The organism is Arthrobacter sp. fls2-241-R2A-172, from assembly GCF_030208885.1.
Classification (GTDB): Bacteria; Actinomycetota; Actinomycetes; order Actinomycetales; family Micrococcaceae; genus Arthrobacter.
This window is the reverse complement of sequence record NZ_JARVTB010000011.1, coordinates 65256-84501: the sequence shown is the minus strand read 5'-3', so window position 1 is coordinate 84501 and position 19246 is coordinate 65256. Positions and strand designations below refer to the sequence as shown.

The 19246-nt window shown below is 63.1% G+C and carries 19 protein-coding genes; 4 read left to right on the top strand and 15 right to left on the bottom strand.

Annotated features, from left to right (window positions below):
- The first annotated feature begins 67 nt into the window (after positions 1-67).
- The 3 genes from map to QRM57_RS15800 all read left to right on the top strand — a co-directional run bounded on the left by map (position 68) and on the right by QRM57_RS15800 (position 2590).
- Entirely contained in the window at positions 68-946 is an 879-nt protein-coding gene (map, locus tag QRM57_RS15810) for a type I methionyl aminopeptidase (RefSeq protein ID WP_235520452.1), read from the top strand.
- Positions 947-1018: 72 nt separating this feature from the next.
- Complete coding sequence (ppgK, locus tag QRM57_RS15805; RefSeq protein WP_235520451.1) at positions 1019-1822, top strand: polyphosphate--glucose phosphotransferase; 804 nt, start codon at positions 1019-1021, stop codon at positions 1820-1822.
- Between the two features lie 6 nt (positions 1823-1828).
- Positions 1829-2590 (top strand): SDR family oxidoreductase, encoded by a 762-nt coding sequence (locus QRM57_RS15800; RefSeq protein WP_284987258.1) that lies wholly within the window; start codon positions 1829-1831, stop codon positions 2588-2590.
- A 78-nt stretch (positions 2591-2668) separates the two neighbouring features.
- On the opposite strand, the gene nrdR is transcribed toward QRM57_RS15800, so the two are convergent.
- The 3 genes from nrdR to QRM57_RS15785 all read right to left on the bottom strand — a co-directional run bounded on the left by nrdR (position 2669) and on the right by QRM57_RS15785 (position 5244).
- Entirely contained in the window at positions 2669-3172 is a 504-nt protein-coding gene (gene nrdR / locus QRM57_RS15795) for a transcriptional regulator NrdR (protein WP_235520449.1), read from the bottom strand.
- Between the two features lie 169 nt (positions 3173-3341).
- Complete coding sequence (gene hisD / locus QRM57_RS15790; protein ID WP_284987257.1) at positions 3342-4703, bottom strand: histidinol dehydrogenase; 1362 nt, start codon at positions 4701-4703, stop codon at positions 3342-3344.
- 4 nt (positions 4704-4707) lie between these two features.
- The gene (locus QRM57_RS15785) at positions 4708-5244 is read right to left on the bottom strand and encodes a hypothetical protein (protein WP_257371330.1); all 537 of its coding nucleotides are present in this window, start codon (positions 5242-5244) and stop codon (positions 4708-4710) included.
- 108 nt (positions 5245-5352) lie between these two features.
- Here QRM57_RS15785 and QRM57_RS15780 point away from each other — a divergent pair, with 108 nt between their 5' ends.
- Entirely contained in the window at positions 5353-5853 is a 501-nt protein-coding gene (locus QRM57_RS15780) for a flavin reductase family protein (RefSeq protein WP_257371329.1), read from the top strand.
- A gap of 20 nt (positions 5854-5873) precedes the next feature.
- On the opposite strand, the gene dnaE is transcribed toward QRM57_RS15780, so the two are convergent.
- From dnaE to murG, 12 genes are all read right to left on the bottom strand, one after another.
- Complete coding sequence (gene dnaE, locus QRM57_RS15775; protein ID WP_284987256.1) at positions 5874-9431, bottom strand: DNA polymerase III subunit alpha; 3558 nt, start codon at positions 9429-9431, stop codon at positions 5874-5876.
- A gap of 59 nt (positions 9432-9490) precedes the next feature.
- On the bottom strand, positions 9491-10417 hold the full coding sequence (locus tag QRM57_RS15770; RefSeq protein ID WP_284987255.1) for an RluA family pseudouridine synthase: 927 nt from the start codon (positions 10415-10417) through the stop codon (positions 9491-9493).
- Positions 10410-11018, bottom strand: coding sequence for a signal peptidase II (gene lspA, locus QRM57_RS15765; RefSeq protein WP_284987305.1), 609 nt, complete (start codon positions 11016-11018; stop codon positions 10410-10412). Before lspA ends, QRM57_RS15770 begins: the two co-directional genes overlap by 8 nt.
- A 98-nt stretch (positions 11019-11116) precedes the next feature.
- Positions 11117-11812 (bottom strand): DivIVA domain-containing protein, encoded by a 696-nt coding sequence (locus tag QRM57_RS15760; protein WP_235520443.1) that lies wholly within the window; start codon positions 11810-11812, stop codon positions 11117-11119.
- A gap of 159 nt (positions 11813-11971) precedes the next feature.
- Positions 11972-12259, bottom strand: coding sequence for a YggT family protein (locus QRM57_RS15755; protein ID WP_235520442.1), 288 nt, complete (start codon positions 12257-12259; stop codon positions 11972-11974).
- Between the two features lie 130 nt (positions 12260-12389).
- On the bottom strand, positions 12390-12926 hold the full coding sequence (locus QRM57_RS15750) for a cell division protein SepF (RefSeq protein WP_235520441.1): 537 nt from the start codon (positions 12924-12926) through the stop codon (positions 12390-12392).
- Between the two features lie 85 nt (positions 12927-13011).
- Positions 13012-13740, bottom strand: a complete 729-nt coding sequence (locus QRM57_RS15745) for a YggS family pyridoxal phosphate-dependent enzyme (protein WP_257371326.1) — start codon at positions 13738-13740, stop codon at positions 13012-13014.
- Positions 13733-14446, bottom strand: a complete 714-nt coding sequence (locus tag QRM57_RS15740; RefSeq protein WP_284987254.1) for a purine nucleoside phosphorylase YfiH/LACC1 family protein — start codon at positions 14444-14446, stop codon at positions 13733-13735. The genes QRM57_RS15745 and QRM57_RS15740 overlap by 8 nt, the downstream gene beginning before the upstream one ends.
- A 26-nt stretch (positions 14447-14472) precedes the next feature.
- Positions 14473-15693: a cell division protein FtsZ gene (gene ftsZ, locus QRM57_RS15735; protein ID WP_235520438.1), complete on the bottom strand. Its 1221-nt coding sequence runs from the start codon at positions 15691-15693 to the stop codon at positions 14473-14475.
- A gap of 217 nt (positions 15694-15910) precedes the next feature.
- Positions 15911-16768, bottom strand: coding sequence for a cell division protein FtsQ/DivIB (locus tag QRM57_RS15730; RefSeq protein ID WP_284987253.1), 858 nt, complete (start codon positions 16766-16768; stop codon positions 15911-15913).
- Complete coding sequence (gene murC / locus QRM57_RS15725; RefSeq protein WP_284987252.1) at positions 16761-18131, bottom strand: UDP-N-acetylmuramate--L-alanine ligase; 1371 nt, start codon at positions 18129-18131, stop codon at positions 16761-16763. Before murC ends, QRM57_RS15730 begins: the two co-directional genes overlap by 8 nt.
- Positions 18128-19246: an undecaprenyldiphospho-muramoylpentapeptide beta-N-acetylglucosaminyltransferase gene (gene murG / locus QRM57_RS15720; RefSeq protein ID WP_284987251.1), complete on the bottom strand. Its 1119-nt coding sequence runs from the start codon at positions 19244-19246 to the stop codon at positions 18128-18130. Before murG ends, murC begins: the two co-directional genes overlap by 4 nt.

The following is a 19246-nucleotide window of genomic DNA, read 5'->3' as shown; positions in this document are numbered from 1 at the left end:
GCGGGGTCACAGGAACCCAATCACATTTTGTTACTTGCGTCTCTTGCGTGCCTTATATGATCAATCTATGCCTTCTCTAGCTTCGACTGCACCCATTGGCGCCCTCACCCCGGGAACCATCAGCCCTGAACGACCCGTCCCGGCGTCGATCCCCCGGCCCGAGTATGTCGGCAAGAAGGCACCGGCCAAGTTCACGGGCTCCGAAGTGAAGTCTGCCGAGACCATCGAGAAGATCCGGATTGCCGGCAAGATCGCGGCACAGGCGATTGTGGAAGTTGGCAAGCACATCCAACCCGGAGTGACCACCGACCACTTGGACAAGGTCGGGCATGAGTTCCTGCTGGACCACAATGCCTACCCCTCAACCCTCGGCTACCGGGGCTTCCCCAAGTCGCTGTGTTCCTCACTCAATGAGGTCATCTGCCACGGCATCCCGGATTCCACGGTGGTGCAGGACGGCGACATCCTGAACATCGACATCACGGCCTTCATAGGCGGAGTCCATGGTGACACCAATTACACATTCCTGGTTGGCGACGTGGACGAAGAATCCCGCCTGCTGGTTGAGCGCACGCAGGAGTCGCTCAACCGGGCCATCAAAGCTGTGGCTCCGGGCCGCGAGATCAACGTCATCGGCAGGGCCATCCAGTCCTACGCAAAACGCTTCGGCTATGGCGTTGTACGCGACTTCACTGGCCACGGCGTGGGTGAGGCGTTCCATACCGGCCTCATCATCCCCCACTACGACGCAGCCCCGGCGTACAACACCGTGATCGAGGCAGGCATGGTCTTCACCATCGAACCCATGCTGACCCTTGGCACCATCGAATGGGATATGTGGGCCGACGACTGGACGGTCGTCACCAAGGACCACAAGCGCACGGCCCAATTCGAACACACCCTGCTGGTCACAGAGACCGGCGCGGAAATCCTGACCCTTCCTTGAGCCCTCCGGAAGGTCCCAGCAGCCCGGGAGGCTGCGCCATGCCCATCCCCTCCTGCCACGATCGGAAATGCATTGTCCAAGAAGGATGAGAAGACCCACAAGAACGCCCCGCTGATCGGAATCGACATCGGCGGCACCGGCATCAAGGGCGGCATCGTCGACCTGAAGAAGGGCAAGCTGATAGGTGACCGATTCCGGGTCCCCACTCCGCAGCCCGCAACGCCCGAGGCCGTCGCCGACGTCGTCGCCCAGATCGTTGAAGAACTGTCCAGCCGTCCCGACGCACCTGCAGCCGATTCCCCGGTGGGCGTGACATTCCCGGGCATCATCCAGCATGGCGTGGTCCACTCAGCGGCCAATGTCGACAAGACCTGGCTCAATACCGACATCGATGCCGCTTTCACCAAGCGCCTGGGACGCCCCGTCGAGGTGATCAACGACGCCGACGCCGCCGGCCTTGCCGAGGCCCGTTACGGCGCAGGCGAAGGCGTGGATGGAACAGTCCTGGTGATCACCCTGGGCACTGGGATCGGATCTGCTTTCATCTTCAACGGCCAGCTGGTCCCGAACGCCGAACTGGGTCACCTGGAGGTGGACGGGTTCGACGCCGAAACCAAGGCATCGGCTGTTGCACGCGAACGCGACGGCCTGAGCTGGGACGAATACGGTGTCCTGCTGAACCGCTACCTGCAGCACGTGGAGTTCCTGTTCTCCCCTGAGCTCTTCATCGTGGGTGGCGGCATCTCCAAGCGCTCCGACGAATACTTCCCGCACCTGCAGTTGCGCACCAAGATCGTGACTGCCAAGTTGAAAAACGACGCCGGCATTGTTGGCGCTGCACTTGAGGTGGCTTTGCACCACAAACTCGCCAAGTAGGGGCGAATGCCCGAAAAGTCTGGGAACGGCGTCGCGATTGTCAGCGGTGCCAGCCGTGGCATCGGCGCAGCAGTCGCCCATGCCGCGGCAACGGCCGGTTATGGCGTCGTGGTCAATTACTCAGCTGATGCCGACGGCGCCCACGCTGTTGTCCGTCGCATCATTTCCCAAGGCGGCCGCGCACTGGCCGTACAAGCCGACGTCAGCCAACCGGCCGACGTCGTTCGCTTGTTTGACCAAGCCGCGACCTGGGGCACGGTGACCGCGGTAATCAACAACGCTGCCATCACCGGCGACCAGATCGGCACCCTGGTGGAGGTGCCTGCCGAGAAGGTACAGCGGGTTGTCGACGTCAACGTCACGGGAATGATTTTCATGTGCCAGGAGGCAGTGCGGAGGCTGTCCACGGATCATGGCGGCAGCGGTGGGAACATCGTCAACATCTCCTCAACAGCCACTAAAGCCGGCTCGCCCGGCACCTGGGTGCACTACGCCGCAACCAAAGGGGCGGTGGATGTCCTGACGGTGGGTTTGGCATCCGAAGTGGCCAAGGAGGGAATCCGGGTCAACGCAGTGGCTCCCGGCAGCACCAACACTGGGCTCCATGCGGCAGCAGGTATGCCGGACCGTGTGGAGAGGCTGAATCCAACCATTCCCATGGGTCGCGGTGCCGAACCCGAGGAAGTCGCTGCCGCAGTGATGTGGCTGATGTCCAGCGAAGCCGGCTACATCACGGGGGCCGTTCTTCCGGTTTCGGGCGGGCGATAGACCGGCCCTTTGCCACGCGACGACCGCTGCTTGGTGCCGGTGGCGGCTGCGGCTTCCCCTCCGCTGCCGCCACCGGAGCTAGAGTTGGCTCTTCTCGGAGCCTTTGGCTTGCTTGGTGCCCGCCTTGGCGTGGGCCTCGGCCTCGTGGCGGAGCAAGGAAATGGCAGATTCGAAGTCCTCCAAGGACTCGAATGCCTGGTAAACGCTGGCAAAGCGCAGGTACGCTACTTCGTCCAGATTCCGCAGCGGTCCGAGAATCGCCAGGCCAACCTCGTGGGCATCGATCTCGGCTGCGCCCGACGAACGGATGTTCTCTTCGACTTCCTGTGCCAGCATGGCGAGATCATCCTCAGTGACCGGACGCCCTTGGCATGCCTTGCGGACGCCACTGATGACCTTGATGCGGCTGAAGGGCTCGCCCACGCCGGATCGCTTGATGACGGAGAGGCTGGTAGTTTCCACGGTCGTGAAACGGCGGCCGCATTCCGGGCACTGGCGCCGCCTGCGAATGGAAGAGCCGTCGTCAGCCATTCGACTGTCAACAACACGGGAGTCAGGATTCCGGCAGAACGGACAATACACGCTGGGCCTCCCCTGACAGCTCCGGCACGGGACTTGCCGGCAGGCCGCCGGATACGCAAAGGTGCCGGAAGATAACTTCCGGCACCAGTTTACGGTCCATCACACGGTAATGACAAGCGTGTAACTACTACATGTAGTGGTAGGGACCCTTATATGTAGTGGTTTAGGGTCAGGCGAACCGGATTCGCACGGCGTCGCCGTGGCCCGGCAGGTCCTCCGCGCCCGACAAGCTGACGATGTGGGTGCTGACCTGCTGCAGGGCGTCGCGGTCATAGTTGATGACCTGGACTGCGCGCAGGAAGGTGGTGACGTTCAATCCGGACGAGAAAGCGGCGGTGCCGCTGGTGGGCAGAACATGGTTGGAGCCTGCACAGTAGTCACCCAGGCTGACTGGGCTGTACTCACCGACGAAAATGGCCCCGGCGTTCCGTATCCGGGACGCGACCGAAGCCGCGTCCGCAGTCATGATTTCCAGGTGCTCGGCCGCGTAGGCGTTGCATACGGCGATCCCCTGCTCCAGGTCATCGACCAAGACCACCCCGGACTGCGGTCCGGACAGCGCCTCAAGAACCCGGGCACTGTGCTTAGTGGCAGCAGCCTGCCGTGCAAGCTCACGCACGACGGCGTCGGCCAGGTCCGCGGAGTCCGTCACCAAGACAGAAGCTGCTTTGGGATCGTGCTCGGCCTGGCTGATCAGATCGGCAGCTACAAGGGGTGCCTGTGCCGTGGCATCGGCAAGGACCGCAATCTCAGTGGTCCCGGCTTCAGAGTCGATGCCCACAACGCCCTTAACCAGCCGCTTGGCGGTGGCCACGAAAATATTGCCGGGGCCGGTCACAACATCGACAGGTTCGATCGGCTGTTCTTCACCGGTTCCCGGAATGCCATAGGCAAACGACACAATTGCCTGCGCGCCCCCAATGGCATAGACCTCATCAATGCCCAGGAGCTTGGCTGCCGCCAGGATGGTGGGGTGCGGCAGGCCACCAAAGTCCTTCTGCGGAGGCGAAGCCAAAGCGATGGACCCGACGCCGGCAGCCACAGCCGGTACCACATTCATGATCACGGATGACGCCAAAGGAGCCAGGCCGCCAGGGACATACAGCCCAACACGGCCCACGGGAATCCAGTTCTGGCTGACCACTGCACCGTCGCCCAACGAAACGTCCACATTGGCGGGCCGCTGCCGGTCGGCAAACTGGCGCGCCCGACTGATCGATTCTTCCAAGGCCGCACGGACCTCGGGGTCGAGCTCTTCCAGCGCCCGCGTCAGTGCTTCGGCCGGCACCCGGGGGTGGGACTGTTCCACGCCGTCGAACGTCCTGGCCAGCTCGCCCAGGGCAGCGAAGCCCTTGCTGCGTACGGCAGAGATGATGTCCTGGACCTTTTGCTCGGCGTCGGCCATCGTCTGATGGCGTGCCCTGGGAACGGCTTCACGCAGTTCGGCAAGCGAAAGGTGGCGGCCCCGGAAGTCGATCGTGCGGAAATCGAGGGCAGCTGCTGGGGCGGAAGTATCCGGGGAAGTGGTCACCCGGCTATTTTACGGGCTTCTTCGAAAGAACCCCGAACAGCGCCAGGACAAACGTCATGAAGGCCAAAGCTCCTGGCCACAAGACCAGTACTGCATAGGAGCGCAGCGTGAAACCGTACCCTGCACCGAGGGCCGGGTCCGGGGCCTGGCTCCACAAATGACCGGCCAGCAGGCCAACCAGCCAGGCGATCACTGCGCCCACCGCCCCGCCGAGCAGCGCGAAAGCCAGCCGACGCGGCGCATCGGTGCCCTGCAGCTTTCCGTCCAGGGCAAGCCCGGTTGCACACCCTGCGAGGAGCACCAGGGCGGCGAGCACCAAGTCCCGCGGAAGCCACGACTCCGGGTCCGCGGGATTGGACAGGTCCGGGTTGCCCGAAAGGAGGTTGAGCCCACCCGGGGCCAAGAGCCACCAGAGCAGGCCCAGGACCACGCCCAAGGCTGCGGGAAAGGCCACCCAAAAAAGTACGTCCTTCAACTGCCGCGGACTACGGGCCGGAGCCGGTTCGGAAACGGAAGGAAGGCTCACACTGGGCTCGGTCATGCAACCCACATTAACAAAGGTTCACGCTGGCCCCGCAAAAGACGGGGGTGGCGCACCCGGGGAATACCCTGAGAGAAAGAAACACAACCAGTCCAGGAGAACAACAACGTGGCAAGCGAAGAACCCGGCTTCGAGCAGACCTTCAGGGAGATGTTCCGCCGGCATGCAGCAGGGGTGGCCATTATTACCGCCAACCTCAACGGCAATCCGTTCGGTTTCACCGCCACCTCAGTGGCATCCCTGTCCGCCGAACCGCCGCGCTTCACTTTCAACATGGCCCGGAGTTCCAGTTCCTGGCCAGCAGTGGCCAACGCCGAATACATCGGCGTGCACATGCTCGGGCTTGAAAACCAAGCTTTGGCCAATCGCTTCGCCCGGACCCGCGACCGTTTCGAAGGCGACCACTGGGAGCCCGGCCCACACGACGTGCCGATCCTCAAGGACGTCAGCGGCTGGCTCGTGGGAAAGATCCAAATGCGCTTGTCGTTCGAAAACAACGCGGTGGTGGTGGTTGAGGTCGTCGACGGCCAGGTAGGCGACGACGGCACTCCCCTGCTGTATCACAGCGGCACGTACAGCAAGCCGGCGCCGCTCGATTACGAGATCTGAGCCCTCCCGGGCCCGCCCTCCTAGTTATCCAGGCAGGCAGGGCCCAGGAGGACCTTGAGATCTCCGAACAGTGACGGGCTGGGGTTCACCCGCATGTGGACCGGCAGCCCCATGACCTCCACCTTGGTGTCGCCCATCAACTTCAGCCGGACTTCCGAGTTTCCCCGATGTGTCCGCAGCACATCACGGAGGTCAGTCACTACCGCTTCCGTCGCCTTGAACGTGGGGATGGTGATCACCACGGGCCCGTTCACGCTTTCGCTGAGGTCCGGCACGGAGAGTTCCATGCAGTTCAGCGTCACAGCTCCGTCATCACGCCGTTGCAAGCGTCCCTTGACCACCACGATCAGGTCTTCCGCCAGCACGGAGGCAATCGGGCCATAGACCTGCCCGAAGAACATGACCTCCATCGAGGCGCCCAGGTCCTCGATTTCCGCCCGGGCATAGGCATTGCCGCTGGCCTTCGCGATTCTTCGGCTCAACGAGGTGATCATCCCCGCAATGGTGACAATCGCGCCGTCGTGCGGTCCGTCCTCGGCGATGATCGATGTGATGGATTGTTCGGCGTGCTGGCTGAGGACGCCCTCCAGCCCCTGGAGCGGATGGTCCGAGACGTAGAGGCCCAGCATGTCGCGCTCGAAGGAGAGCTTGTCCTTCTTCTCCCACTCCGGAAGATCCGGAATCTCGGTGGTCAGCGATGCTTCGGGTTCCTGATCCTCAAAGCCCGCGAAGAGGTCGAACTGGCCAATCGCTTCATTCCTCTTCAGGGTGATGACCGAGTCGATGGCTTCTTCGTGGATCATTGCCAGCGCGCGCCGGTGGTGGCCCAGGGAGTCGAACGCGCCGGCCTTGATCAGGGATTCAATGGTCCTCTTGTTGCAGACGACGGCGGGAACCTTGAGCAGGAAATCCTTGAACGAGGTGTACTTGCCTTCGGATGTCCTGGCCGCAACCATGGCATCCACCACGTTCACGCCAACGTTGCGGATGGCACCCATGCCGAAGCGGATGTCCGTTCCCACAGGCGTGAAGTTCAACGAGGACTCATTGACATCCGGCGGCAGCACCGTAATGCCCATGCGGCGGCACTCATTGAGGTAGATGGCGGACTTGTCCTTGTCATCGCCCACCGACGTCAGCAGCGCCGCCATGTACTCGGGCGCGTAGTGCGCCTTCAGGTAGGCAGTCCAGTAGGAAATCACGCCATACGCAGCGGAGTGGGCCTTGTTGAAGGCATAGTCGGAGAACGGGAGCAGGATGTCCCAGAGCGTTTTCACGGCAGCCATGGAATAGCCGTTGTCCTGCATACCTTGCGAGAAGCCGGCGAACTGCTTGTCCAGCTCGGACTTCTTCTTCTTGCCCATCGCGCGGCGGAGGATATCGGCTTGGCCGAGTGAGTAGCCGGCCAGCTTCTGCGCCACGGCCATAACCTGCTCCTGATACACGATCAGGCCGAAGGTGCCGCCGAGAATCTCTTTCAAGGGTTCTTCCAGCTCCGGGTGGATAGGAATGACCTCTTGGATCCCGTTCTTGCGCAGGGCATAGTCGGTGTGGGCGTTGGCGCCCATGGGACCCGGGCGGTACAGCGCCAGGACTGCGGAGATGTCTTCGAAGTTGTCAGGCTTCATCAGCTTGAGCAGGGACCGCATGGGTCCGCCGTCAAGCTGGAACACGCCCAGGGTGTCGCCGCGGGCCAGGAGTTCGTAGGATGCGGCGTCGTCTAGTTCCAGGTTTTCCAGGTCCAGTTCGACGCCACGGTTCATCTTAATGTTTTCCAGCGCATCCGAAATGATCGTCAGGTTTCGGAGGCCCAGGAAGTCCATCTTGATCAGCCCGAGGCCTTCAGATGTCGGATAGTCGAACTGCGTGATGACCTGGCCGTCCTGGAAACGGCGCATGATGGGAATGACGTCAATGATGGGGTCCGAGGACATGATCACGCCTGCAGCGTGCACGCCCCACTGGCGCTTCAGCCCCTCAATACCCAACGCCGTCTCGAAGACCTTCGCGGCTTCGGGATCGGTGGCGATGAGCTGCCTGAAGTCCCCTGCTTCGCTGTAGCGCTTCGACTCGGGGTTTTGGATATCGGCGAGCGGGATGTCCTTGGCCATGACTGCCGGCGGCAGGGCCTTGGTGAGTGTCTCGCCCATGCTGAACGGGTAGCCAAGCACACGCGAGGAGTCCTTGAGCGCCTGCTTGGTCTTGATGGTTCCGTAGGTGACGATCATGGCCACTCGCTCGTCGCCGTACTTCTTGGTGACGTAATCGATCACTTCGGAGCGGCGGCGATCATCGAAGTCGACATCGAAGTCAGGCATGGAAACGCGGTCCGGGTTGAGGAAGCGTTCGAAGATCAATCCGTGCTGCAGCGGGTCGAGGTCGGTGATGCGCATGGCGTAAGCCACCATGGAACCTGCACCCGAGCCACGGCCCGGACCCACCCTGATGCCATTGTTCTTGGCCCAGTTGATGAAGTCGGCAACCACCAGGAAGTAACCGGGGAAACCCATGGAGGTGATGACGCCAAGCTCGTAGTCGGCCTGAGCGCGTACCTTGTCCGGAATGCCCTGGGGGTAACGGTATTTGAGTCCGGCATCGACTTCCTTGACCAGCCAGGACGTCTCGTCCTCCCCGGGCGGGCAGGGGAATCGCGGCATGTAGTTGGCACCGGTGTTGAACGATACTTCGCACCGCTCGGCGATGAGCAGGGTGTTGTCGCAGGCCTCGGGGTGGTCGCGGAACAGTTCACGCATTTCCTGCGGCGACTTCAGGTAGTACCCGCTGCCGGAGAACGCGAACCTCGAACCGCCGTTGTCGTACGTCGGTTCCAGGAGGGTTGAACCCGATTGGATGGCCAGGAGGGCCTCGTGCGCCTTGGCGTCGTGCTCGTGCGTGTAGTGGAGATCGTTGGTGGCTACAAGCGGAAGGTTCAGCTCCTTGGCCAGGCGCAGCAGGTCGCCAGTGACGCGTCGCTCGATGTCCAGGCCGTGGTCCATCAACTCGCAGAAGTAGTTCTCCGCGCCGAAGATGTCCCGGAACTCCGCGGCGGCCTCCACCGCCTCGCGATAGAGCCCCAGCCGCAGCTTGGTCTGGACTTCCCCGGATGGGCAGCCGGTGGTGGCAATCAGGCCCTCGGAGTAGGTGTTGAGGAGTTCACGGTCCAGCCTCGGCCATTTGCCGAACACGGAGTCCAGGGAGGCAATCGAGGAGGCCCTGAAGAGGTTCCGCATGCCCACGTTGTTGTAGCTCAGCAGCGTCATGTGGGTGTAGGAGCCACCACCGGAGACGTCGTCTTTGCGCTGGCTTTCGTCGCCCCAGCGGACGCGTTCCTTATCGCCGCGGGCCGTACCCGGGGTTACATAGGCCTCAACGCCAATGATGGGCTTGATGCCTTTGTCCGTGGCCTTGCGCCAGAAGTCGAACGCACCGAACAGGTAGCCGTGGTCCGTGGTGGCCAGGGCGGGCATGCCCAGCCGTTCGGTTTCGTCAAACAACTCACCCAGCCTGGCGGCTCCATCCAGCATGGAGTATTCGGTGTGGGTGTGCAGGTGGACGAACGAATCATTGCTGGAAGTCACCACGACAGTCTACCGTCCCCGGTCCGACAGAACGTGGACCCGGGGACGGTGAGGGCAATCTAGGCGGATCCGCTGGCAAGCAGGTCCAGCGCGTATTGGAGGTCCGCGGGATAGTCGCTGCTGACCTCCACCCACTCCCCCGTGCGGGGGTGGTTGAATCCCAGCTGGCGGGCATGCAGCCATTGCCGGGTGAGGCCCAAGGAGGCGGCCAGGCGGGGGTCCGCGCCGTAAGTGAGATCACCGGCACAGGGATGCCGGAGCGCCGAGAAGTGGACGCGGATCTGGTGGGTACGTCCCGTTTCCAGGTGCACCTCAACCAACGTCGCCTTGCCGAAGGCTTCCAGTACCTCGTAATGGGTGACCGACGGACGACCATCCTCAATGACAGCGAACCGCCAGTCGTGGCCGGGGTGACGTCCAATGGGGGCATCGATGGTCCCCTCAAGTGGATCAGGGAGGCCCTGGACCACTGCATGGTAGACCTTGTCCACGGTGCGTTCCTTGAACGCCCGCTTCAATACCGTGTAGGCATGCTCTGTTTTTGCCACCACCATGACACCGGACGTGCCGACGTCGAGCCGGTGCACGATCCCTGCACGCTCAGGTGCCCCGGACGTTGAGATCCTGTATCCCGCCCCGGCGAGGCCGCCCACCACAGTGGGGCCCACCCATCCGGGAGACGGGTGGGCGGCGACTCCCACCGGCTTGTCGATGACAACGAATTCATCGTCGTCCAGCAGGATTTTCAGGCCTTCCACAACTTCCTCCACGACTTCCAAAGGGTCAGGCCGTTCCGGAACGGTGACGTCCAGAACTGTGCCGGCTGCCAGCTTCGCCGATTTGCCGAGGGGCACGCCCCCGACAGTGACGTTGCCTTCGGCGATCAGCAGTGCCGCGGCAGACCGTGAGATGTCCAGCAATTTCGCCAACCCGGCGTCCGCACGTGCTCCAGCCAGGTCCTCGGGTACCACCACGGAGTCACTCACTGGTGGAATCCCCCGTGGAACCGCCGGCCGGCTTGGCCTCACCGGTTGGCTTCGGCGTTTGGACATGGCGGGACCCGTCCATGCCAACGCCGCGGAGGGTCAGCAGGCAGATGATGGCCACCCCGGACACCACAGCCGAGTCGGCGATGTTGAAAATGGCAAAATTCGGCAACTGAATGAAGTCCACAACATGTCCCATGGCAAAAGACGGCTCACGGAACAAGCGGTCTGTCAGGTTGCCCAATGCGCCGCCGAGCAGCAGGCCCAGCGACAATGCCCACCAGGCCGAGCCCAGCCGGCGCAGCTGGAAAAGGATCGCAATGGAAACAGCCGCCATGACGATCGTGAAAATCCATGTGACATTCTCACCGATGGAGAACGCCGCCCCGGAGTTCCGGATGTAATACCAATGAAGCAACGGTGGGAGCACGGGTATCCGCTCGCCCTCGGTCATGGTGCTGGTTACCCAGAGCTTGGTGAGTTGGTCGAAGGCGTAGGCGAACACGGCGAAGCCGGCAAAAAGCCAGAGTACGGCCGGACGCCGCTTTCGGCGTGAGCCGGGCTCCGGCTGTGAAGCGTCATCGGTGAAGTCGTCGGTCATTATGGCTTTCATTCGGTAAGCGTGGTGGCCGCTGCGGTGGGTTAACAGCAAAAGCCGGTGGCCGAGGAGTCCTCAGCCACCGGCTTTTAGAATACTTGCTATACGTCTGCGGTTGCTTCGCCGACCTCAGGGGCAGCGACGGAACCACGGGCGTCGAGGTCACGCAGCTGGCCTTCGATGTAGGCCTTCAGGCGTGAGCGGTAATCGCGCTCGAAGCCACGGAGCTGCTCAACCTTGCGTTCAAGGACGGAGCGCTGCTGCTCGAGGGCACCGAGGATCTTGCGGGACTTCTCCTGGGCGTCGTTGACAAGGCTGGAGGCCTCGATCTGCGCCTCGGCGATGATCTTTTCTTTCTGCTGCGCACCGTCGGAGACGTGCTTGTCGTGCATCTGCTGTGCCATGGCAAGCAGTCCTGCAGCCGACTCGGCAGAGGGGGTGAGGCTGTTGTTCGCAGCAGGAGCCTTGGCGGCGGCAGCAGCGGCCTGGTCAGCTTCCTTCTTCTTGGCAGCCTCAGCGGCAGCCTTGGCTTCAGCTTCTGCCTTGGCCTCGGCTTCCTTGTCGACCTTGACCGGAGCCGGCACCTTCTCGACGACCGGAGCCGCAGTGGTTGCAGCAGGCACAGCCGAACCGGCCTCGGCGAGCTTCTTGCGAAGCTCGTCATTCTCCTGGTTCAAGCGGCGAAGTTCCACCACGATCTCGTCGAGGAAGTCATCGACCTCGTCCTGGTCGTAGCCTTCGCGGAACTTGGTCGGCTGAAAGCGCTTGTTGACAACGTCTTCTGGCGTCAAAGCCATCTGGTCACCTCGTTGGTCTAGTTAGTCAGTAGGCCTTCCGGCCGTTCAAAACTACGGTACCTAAATATCATCTGGTTCCTCCAATTCAACACCATCGTGTTGAATTGGAGAGAATTTGCGGCCTGTGGACCATCGGTGGTCCGGGGTTCCGCGGTGCAGCTAGGCCAGGCTGCTGGTCACGGCCATCGCAATGCTGACCGCAATGATCAGGATCAAAAAGCCCAGATCCAGCGAAATTCCGCCCATTTGCAGGGGCGGGATCAGCCGCCGAAGCCTCCTCAGGGGCGGGTCGGTTACGGAGTACACCACATGGGCTGTAACCAACGCCACACCCCGGGGCCGCCATTGTCGGGCGAACATCTGCACCCACTCGAAGATGAGCCGGATGATCAGGGCAATGAAGAACAGCAACAACACTATGTAGATAAGGCCGAAAACAATGCCCACGAGTTAGCTCAGATCTCCCACTTGTTCCGGAATGCCGATCGGTCCATAGTATGCAACGCCGATCGGTCCTTACTATTGCAACACAGATGCCAGGCAGGTAGACCCGCCTGGCATCCTTGAAAGACTCTTGTCAGCTTTGGTTGAAGAAGCTGGCCTGCGTTTCGCTGGCCTTCTTGTCATCTCCTATGACTTCGACATACGACGGCGACAGCAGGAAGACCTTGTTGGTCACCCGCTCAATGCTGCCATGCAGGCCAAAGACCAGTCCTGCGGAGAAGTCCACAAGGCGCTTCGCGTCCGCTTCGCCCATGTCGGTCACGTTCATGATGACGGGGATGCCATCCCTGAAACTTTCACCGATGACTTTGGCGTCGTTGTACGAGCGGGGATGGACGGTGGTGATCTGCCTCAGGCCCGAGGCATCTTCGCGGCTGGACGCCGCACGCTTAATGGGTGTCACAGGTGCGCGGTATTCCTCTTCGGCGTCAACAGTGGGCATTTCACGGACAACTTCCCGGACGGGAGCAGGCGCGCGGCGCTCTTCCCGTTCCTGTGCCTGGGGGCGTTCTTCGTCGGGGTGCGAGGCGGCTGCCTGCTCAGATTCGTAGTGTTCATCGCCGTCGGCGAGCCCAAGATAGATCATTGTCTTGCGCAGAGCGCCAGCCATGGTGCACTCCTATCGTTTCTGCAGTAGGCGGGCCGCCATGACTTGACACATCGGAACCCCGGCCCGTCATTCCAATACTTTGACGCTACCCCACGGCCGGACGGGAACCGAGAATATCGGAGCCAATTCTCAGGTGTGTCGCCCCGAACTTAATTGCAGCTTCCAGGTCCTGGCTCATGCCCGCGGACATGGCCGTCGCTTCGGGGTGGATTAAGGTGAGGGCGGCCGAAATCCCTGCGAGCTTTTCGAAGGCCGCCTCGGGATCGGCACCCAAGGGTGCTACGGCCATCAGGCCGGAGAGCTGCAGGCCGCCGGCTGATTGGATCTTTTCGGCGAGAACCTCGACGTCGGCCGGGCCGGCACCGCCACGGTGAGCACCGGCGTCGTCCTCCAGACTGACCTGGATGAAACAGTCGAGGTCCGCGCGGCCCGTACCATCCTGTTCGCGCGCCATGGCTTTGGCCAGCGCATCAACGAGTTGGACGCGGTCGATTGATTGGACGGACGACGCGTACTTGACAACCGACTTGGCCTTGTTGCTTTGGAGCTGCCCGATAAAGTGCCATCGGACATCAACGCCAGCCAGCTCACTTGATTTGGCAGCGGCTTCCTGGTCACGGTTTTCGCCGACATCCGCGACTCCCAGGGATGCCAGGCGCCGGACGTCCGCGGCGGGATGGAACTTGGTGACCACGATCAACCGCGGCGGATCGGTCCGATGGGCGGCCGCGGTTGCCGTTTCGATCCTGCCCGCCACGGCGGCCAGCCGTTCGGCCAGTTCTGCGGTACGAGGATCGTTATCAGAGCTAGTCATGCGTCCACACCAAACCTGCGAATCGACCAGTACGGTTGTCCCTCCGGTACGAGAAAAGATTGTCGTTTTCCAACGTGCACTCCCCCGAATACTCGACACTCACGTTCGCCGCGGCCAATTGGGAGCGCACTCCTGCTGGAAGATCCAGGGCCGGGGTTCCCCATGACGTGGATGCCCATGCCGCTGGCACGTCAGCGGCCACGGTGGCCCGCAATTCTGCCGGCACCTCATAGCAGGAACCGCAGATGGACGGGCCCAGCCAGGCCCTGATGCTCGCAGCTCCCCGCCGGCGCATCTCCGCGACGGTCGCGGGGATAACGCCCGAGGCGACACCTGGACGCCCCGCGTGGGCTGCGGCAATGATGGGCTGGTTCCTGGAATCCACACCCACCAGGACCACAGGCACGCAGTCTGCAACCATCACCGCCAATGGTTGCGGTGCCGGGTGGGCGTAAGTCCCTCGGGAGACCATGGCATCCGCGGTGGGGCCCTGGCCATGGACCTCGATGAACTCCACGGTGTTTCCGTGGACCTGATCCATGTACTGGAAGCGCCCGGCGCCCAAGCCAACGGCTTGGTCGAGGCGGGCCCGCCGGTCCAGGACCTCACCGGGGTCATCCCCGACGTGGAGGGCCAGGTTCCCGGCGTCCCTGTCCGTAAAGGCTACGGAGACGCCGGGCAGTACTTCATTACGCCACCAAAACACCAGGTACTGACTCTCCGGACGCGGCTTTACTTCAGGAAGTCGGGAACGTCGAGGTCATCCGAGCGGCTGCCGGTGAGATCCGGTTCCACCACGGCAGGAAGGTCGACGTCGAAACCTGAGTCTGCGGGCAGGGCGGCGGGACGCTGCTGGCCCCAGTTGCCCAAACCTGCGGCACCGATGCCGGCCGTCGCGTGCTGCGGTGCAGCTGCGCTGGAGGGAGCGCTGTTCGGAGCAGCGGGACGCTCGGCGGGGACGGGGTTCTGGGCCGGGCGCGACTGGTCCATCGAAGGAGACGTTGCCTTGACGTCGTCGAAGCCTGCAGCAATGACAGTGACGCGGGCTTCGTCGCCCAGGGCGTCGTCAATGACGGCACCGAAGATGATGTTGGCCTCGGGGTGGGCCACTTCCTGGACCAGGCGGGCGGCCTCGTTGATTTCGAACAGGCCGAGGTCCGAGCCGCCCTGGATGGAGAGCAGGACGCCGTGGGCGCCGTCGATGGAAGCCTCCAGCAGCGGGGAAGCAATGGCCAGTTCCGCGGCCTTGACAGCACGGTCTTCGCCACGGGCGGAGCCGATACCCATGAGGGCTGAACCTGCGCCCTGCATCACGGACTTCACGTCGGCGAAGTCAAGGTTGATCAGGCCGGGCGTGGTGATGAGGTCGGTGATGCCCTGGACACCGGACAGCAGCACCTGGTCCGCGGAACGGAAAGCGTCCAGGACGGAGACGTTGCGATCGCTGATGGACAGGAGGCGATCGTTGGGGATCACGATCAGGGTGTCGACTTCATCGCGGAGGGCGTCGATGCCGGCCTCTGCAGAGCCCGCGCGACGACGGCCTTCGAAGGTGAACGGCCTGGTCACCACGCCAATGGTCAGCGCACCCAGGGAGCGGGCGATGCGCGCGACGACAGGGGCGCCACCGGTTCCGGTACCGCCGCCTTCGCCAGCGGTGACGAAGACCATGTCTGCACCCCGGAGAACTTCTTCGATCTCGTCGGCGTGGTCTTCTGCGGCCTGCTTGCCGACCTCAGGGTTTGCTCCGGCGCCGAGGCCACGGGTGAGTTCGCGTCCGACGTCAAGCTTGACGTCGGCGTCGCTCATGAGCAGCGCCTGCGCGTCGGTGTTGATGGCGATGAACTCGACGCCCCGAAGGCCCACCTCGATCATGCGGTTGACTGCGTTCACGCCACCGCCGCCGATGCCGACGACCTTGATGACGGCCAAGTAATTCTGCGGTGCTGCCACGTTTCGTGCCCCTTGCTTGTGTCCTATAGCGAAACTGATCGAGTCCAACTTGAATACTTGGACCTTAACCCTCTAGTTGAAGGTTATAGTTATGTCAAGTAACTCTACAGCGACGGTATTTCCTCTGGTTCCCACATGCAATGACCGCTTGCGCGTGTCGTGTCATTGCCGTGAAATAAGGCTGCCGCCGGCGCGAGTCTACTTTCCCTGTGCTGCTCTATTTGGTGAACGGATGCCGCGGGACACTGACGTCGTAAACGCTCACGGGTACCTTCGGGTCCGCAGGCATCTTCAACAGCGCTTCAAGTGCCTTCGCCTTCAGTTCCCTGTCCTCGGCATTGCCCCACACTACCGTCTTTCCGTCCACGAGTTTCAGTTCAACCGCATCCGGGGACGCGGCTGATGCTGTGGACATCCGGGCCAGGACGTCGGGAGGCAGTGTGTCCAAGACGGCGGCTATCGCCTTGAACAACTCCGTGTTGGTTGCGCCGGCGCCGGCGTCGATCAAGGGCAAAGCCACAGCGGCCTGGTCCTTGGTGGCACCCAGCTGCACGCCATCGACGTCGACCATCACATAGCTGTCACCCTGTTTCAACAAGGCCACGGGTACCCGTTCGTTGACGTGCACCAACAACTCCGACGGCGGCCGCGCCTCGATGGTGGCCGACCGGACCTGGATCAACGGCTTCAGGAGCTCGTTGACTTCCTGCTCGCTGACTTGCGGAAGCGGTTTGCCGTCCAGGCCTGACAGCGCTTTCCGGACAGCATCAGGTGTCAGGAGCGTGGTGCCGTCCACGGTGATGGTCCGAACGGCAAGGGCCGGGGAAAAGACCGCCGCCGCCATGAGCACGGCAACGAAGGCCACGACAAGCGAGACCGTCCACAGCACGAGTCTTCGCTTGCGTTTCCCCTTTGGTTCCGGAAACGCGATGACGTTATCCGACGTTTTTTGTTCAGGCTCGACGGACCGTTGGGCACTGATGACCCCGCCCGGGCCCTCGCTGCGCGGACCGCCGGCCTTGCCCGCGGGTGAGTCCGCCCCGGGCTTGAACGTCGGTTTGCGGGTGCTAGCCACCCAGGGCTCCAACGATCGCTGGCCCGTAAGCCGTGACGTCGCCCGCCCCTACCGTCAGGACCACGTCGCCCTCAGCTGCCGCAGCAACCACTGCTTCCACGGCCTCGTTGGCCCCCACAAGGCGGCCGTTGGTCAAATGATCGGCGATCAATGCGCTGGTGACGCCTGGAACAGGGTCTTCGCGGGCTGGATAGATATCCAGGACCAGGGCTGTGTCAGCTGCGGCCAGTGCCTCTGCAAAGTCGGTGGCGAATTCACGCGTCCGGGAAAACAGGTGCGGCTGGAAGAGGACGTGGACTTTGCTGCCTCCGGCTACGGAACGCGCGGCCGACAGGGCAGCGCGGACTTCCGTGGGGTGGTGCGCGTAGTCGTCATAGACCCGCACTCCCCTGCCTTCTCCTTTGAGCTCGAACCTTCGCGAGGCTCCTGTGAAATGCCCCAGCGCCCCTGCGGCAGTTTCGGGGCCCACGCCAAGTTCGACGGCGACCGCGAACGCGGCTGCCGCGTTCAGCGCGTTGTGCCGCCCCGGTACCTGAAGGTCCAGCGAGTGGGTATCGGCGCCGACCGCTACCGTCACGGCGCCCGGACCGTCGTCGTGAAGCCTGATGTCGGCGTCGTCCGCTGTTCCATATGTCAGCACGCGGGTCGCCCCCTTCGCGGCCGTGCGTTCCGCCAGGGCACGGGCACCGGCGTCATCGGCGCAAGCCAGCAGCACTCCATCGGCCGGCAGGAGCGCGGCAAAATTATCGAAGGAAGCGAACACGGCCTCGGGCGTGCCGTAATGGTCCAGATGGTCGGCTTCGACGTTGGTGACGACAGCAATGAGCGGGCGGTAATTCAGGAAGGAGCCATCCGACTCGTCGGCCTCCGCCACGAAGATATCCGAGGCTCCATGGGCGGCATTGACGCCCAGGGCCGGGACATTGGCGCCGATGGCGAAAGAGGGGTCCATCCCCGCTTCCTTAAGAAGGACCGCGATCATGGAGGTGGTGGTGGACTTGCCATGCGTGCCAGCCACCGTGACCACGCGGTGCCCGGCCATGGTGGCTGCCAACGCCTCGGACCGGTGCAGGACCGGCAGTCCCGCGGCCCTCGCGGCGGCCAGTTCAGGGTTATCCGCGCGGATTGCCGAACCGGCCACGATGGTTTGGGCATCGCCCAGGTTCCCGGCGTCATAGCCCACTGCAATGCGGGCACCCCCAGCGGAGAGGTCATGCATGACGGGCAGGTCCTTGGCGTCCGTGCCGCTGACGGGCACACCCCGCGCCACCATGATCCGGGCCACGGCGGACATACCCACGCCGCCGATGCCAATGAAGTGGACACGGCCAAGGGACTCGAGGGGGGCGATGCTGGTGGTCATGCGGATACCGCTTCCAAGACAAGATCAGCCATGCGCTGATCGGCGTTTCTGATACCAAGGGCCTCGGACTTGCGGGCCATGACGCTGAGCCGTGCTGGGTCCGACAGAAGCGGAATGAGTTCCGCTTCCAGCCACGCCGGACTCAGGTCCTTGTCGTCAACCAGGAGGGCTCCCCCGGCGTCCACCAAGGGAGCAGCGTTCAAGGCCTGCTCTCCGTTCCCGATGGGCAATGGCACGAACACCGCGGGAACGCCCACGGCAGCCACTTCGCTCACCGTCCCGGCGCCCGCGCGGGCCAACAGGACATCGGCAGCGGCATAGACGTTCTCCATCCCGTCGACGTACTCCACTTGCCGGTAGCCGGGAGCGGCGAGGAGACCGCCGTCGTCGTCCAATACCGACTTGCCGTTGCCGGTGATGTGCAATGTCTGGATCCCGGCCGCAGCCAGTGCCGGCAAGGAGGCGGCGATGGAACGGTTGATGCTTTGGGCGCCGGATGATCCACCGGTAACAATCAACGTCGGTTGCACCAGGTCCAGACCCAACGACGCCTTGGCCGCAGGAGCTGCCTCGGCCCGGTTGAGTCCGGAGATGGCACGGCGCATGGGCATGCCTACTTGCCGTGCGCCACGGAGGCGGGTCCCGGCGAAAGCGACAGCCACATATTTGGTGAACCTCGCGCCCACCTTGTTGGCCAAGCCGGCCTTCATGTTGGCCTCGTGGATGACTATGGGGATCCCCAGTTTCCGGGCTGCCAGATACATGGGTGTGCAAACGTAGCCGCCCACTCCCACCAAGACATCCGCGTCCGCATCAGTCAGGATGCGCCGGGCCTGCTTGATCGCGGCACCCATGCGCCCGGGAAGCCTCAGCAGGTCGGCGGAAGGTCGCCGCGGAAACGGGACCCTGTCGATCGTTGACAGCTCGTAGCCGGCGGCCGGCACGAGCCGGGTTTCCATGCCCGACGGCGTACCGACAGTCATGATGGCGGCGTCGGGTCGCCTGTCCCTCAAGGCATCAGCGATAGCCAGCAGGGGGCTGATGTGCCCTGCCGTTCCGCCGCCGGCCAGGACAACGGACAGGGGCTTGCGGGCAGTAAGGGATTCAGAAGTCAT

Excerpts from the sequence above, each read along its gene's own strand:
- map (WP_235520452.1), top strand. The coding sequence starts at position 68 with ATGCCTTCTCTAGCTTCGACTGCACCCATTGGCGCCCTCACCCCGGGA.
- QRM57_RS15800 (WP_284987258.1), top strand. The coding sequence starts at position 1,829 with ATGCCCGAAAAGTCTGGGAACGGCGTCGCGATTGTCAGCGGTGCCAGC.
- QRM57_RS15785 (WP_257371330.1), bottom strand. The coding sequence starts at position 5,244 with ATGACCGAGCCCAGTGTGAGCCTTCCTTCCGTTTCCGAACCGGCTCCG.
- lspA (WP_284987305.1), bottom strand. The coding sequence starts at position 11,018 with ATGACCGACGACTTCACCGATGACGCTTCACAGCCGGAGCCCGGCTCA.
- QRM57_RS15760 (WP_235520443.1), bottom strand. The coding sequence starts at position 11,812 with ATGGCTTTGACGCCAGAAGACGTTGTCAACAAGCGCTTTCAGCCGACC.
- QRM57_RS15750 (WP_235520441.1), bottom strand. The coding sequence starts at position 12,926 with ATGGCTGGCGCTCTGCGCAAGACAATGATCTATCTTGGGCTCGCCGAC.
- QRM57_RS15745 (WP_257371326.1), bottom strand. The coding sequence starts at position 13,740 with ATGACTAGCTCTGATAACGATCCTCGTACCGCAGAACTGGCCGAACGG.
- murC (WP_284987252.1), bottom strand. The coding sequence starts at position 18,131 with ATGACCACCAGCATCGCCCCCCTCGAGTCCCTTGGCCGTGTCCACTTC.
- murG (WP_284987251.1), bottom strand. The coding sequence starts at position 19,246 with ATGACTTCTGAATCCCTTACTGCCCGCAAGCCCCTGTCCGTTGTCCTG.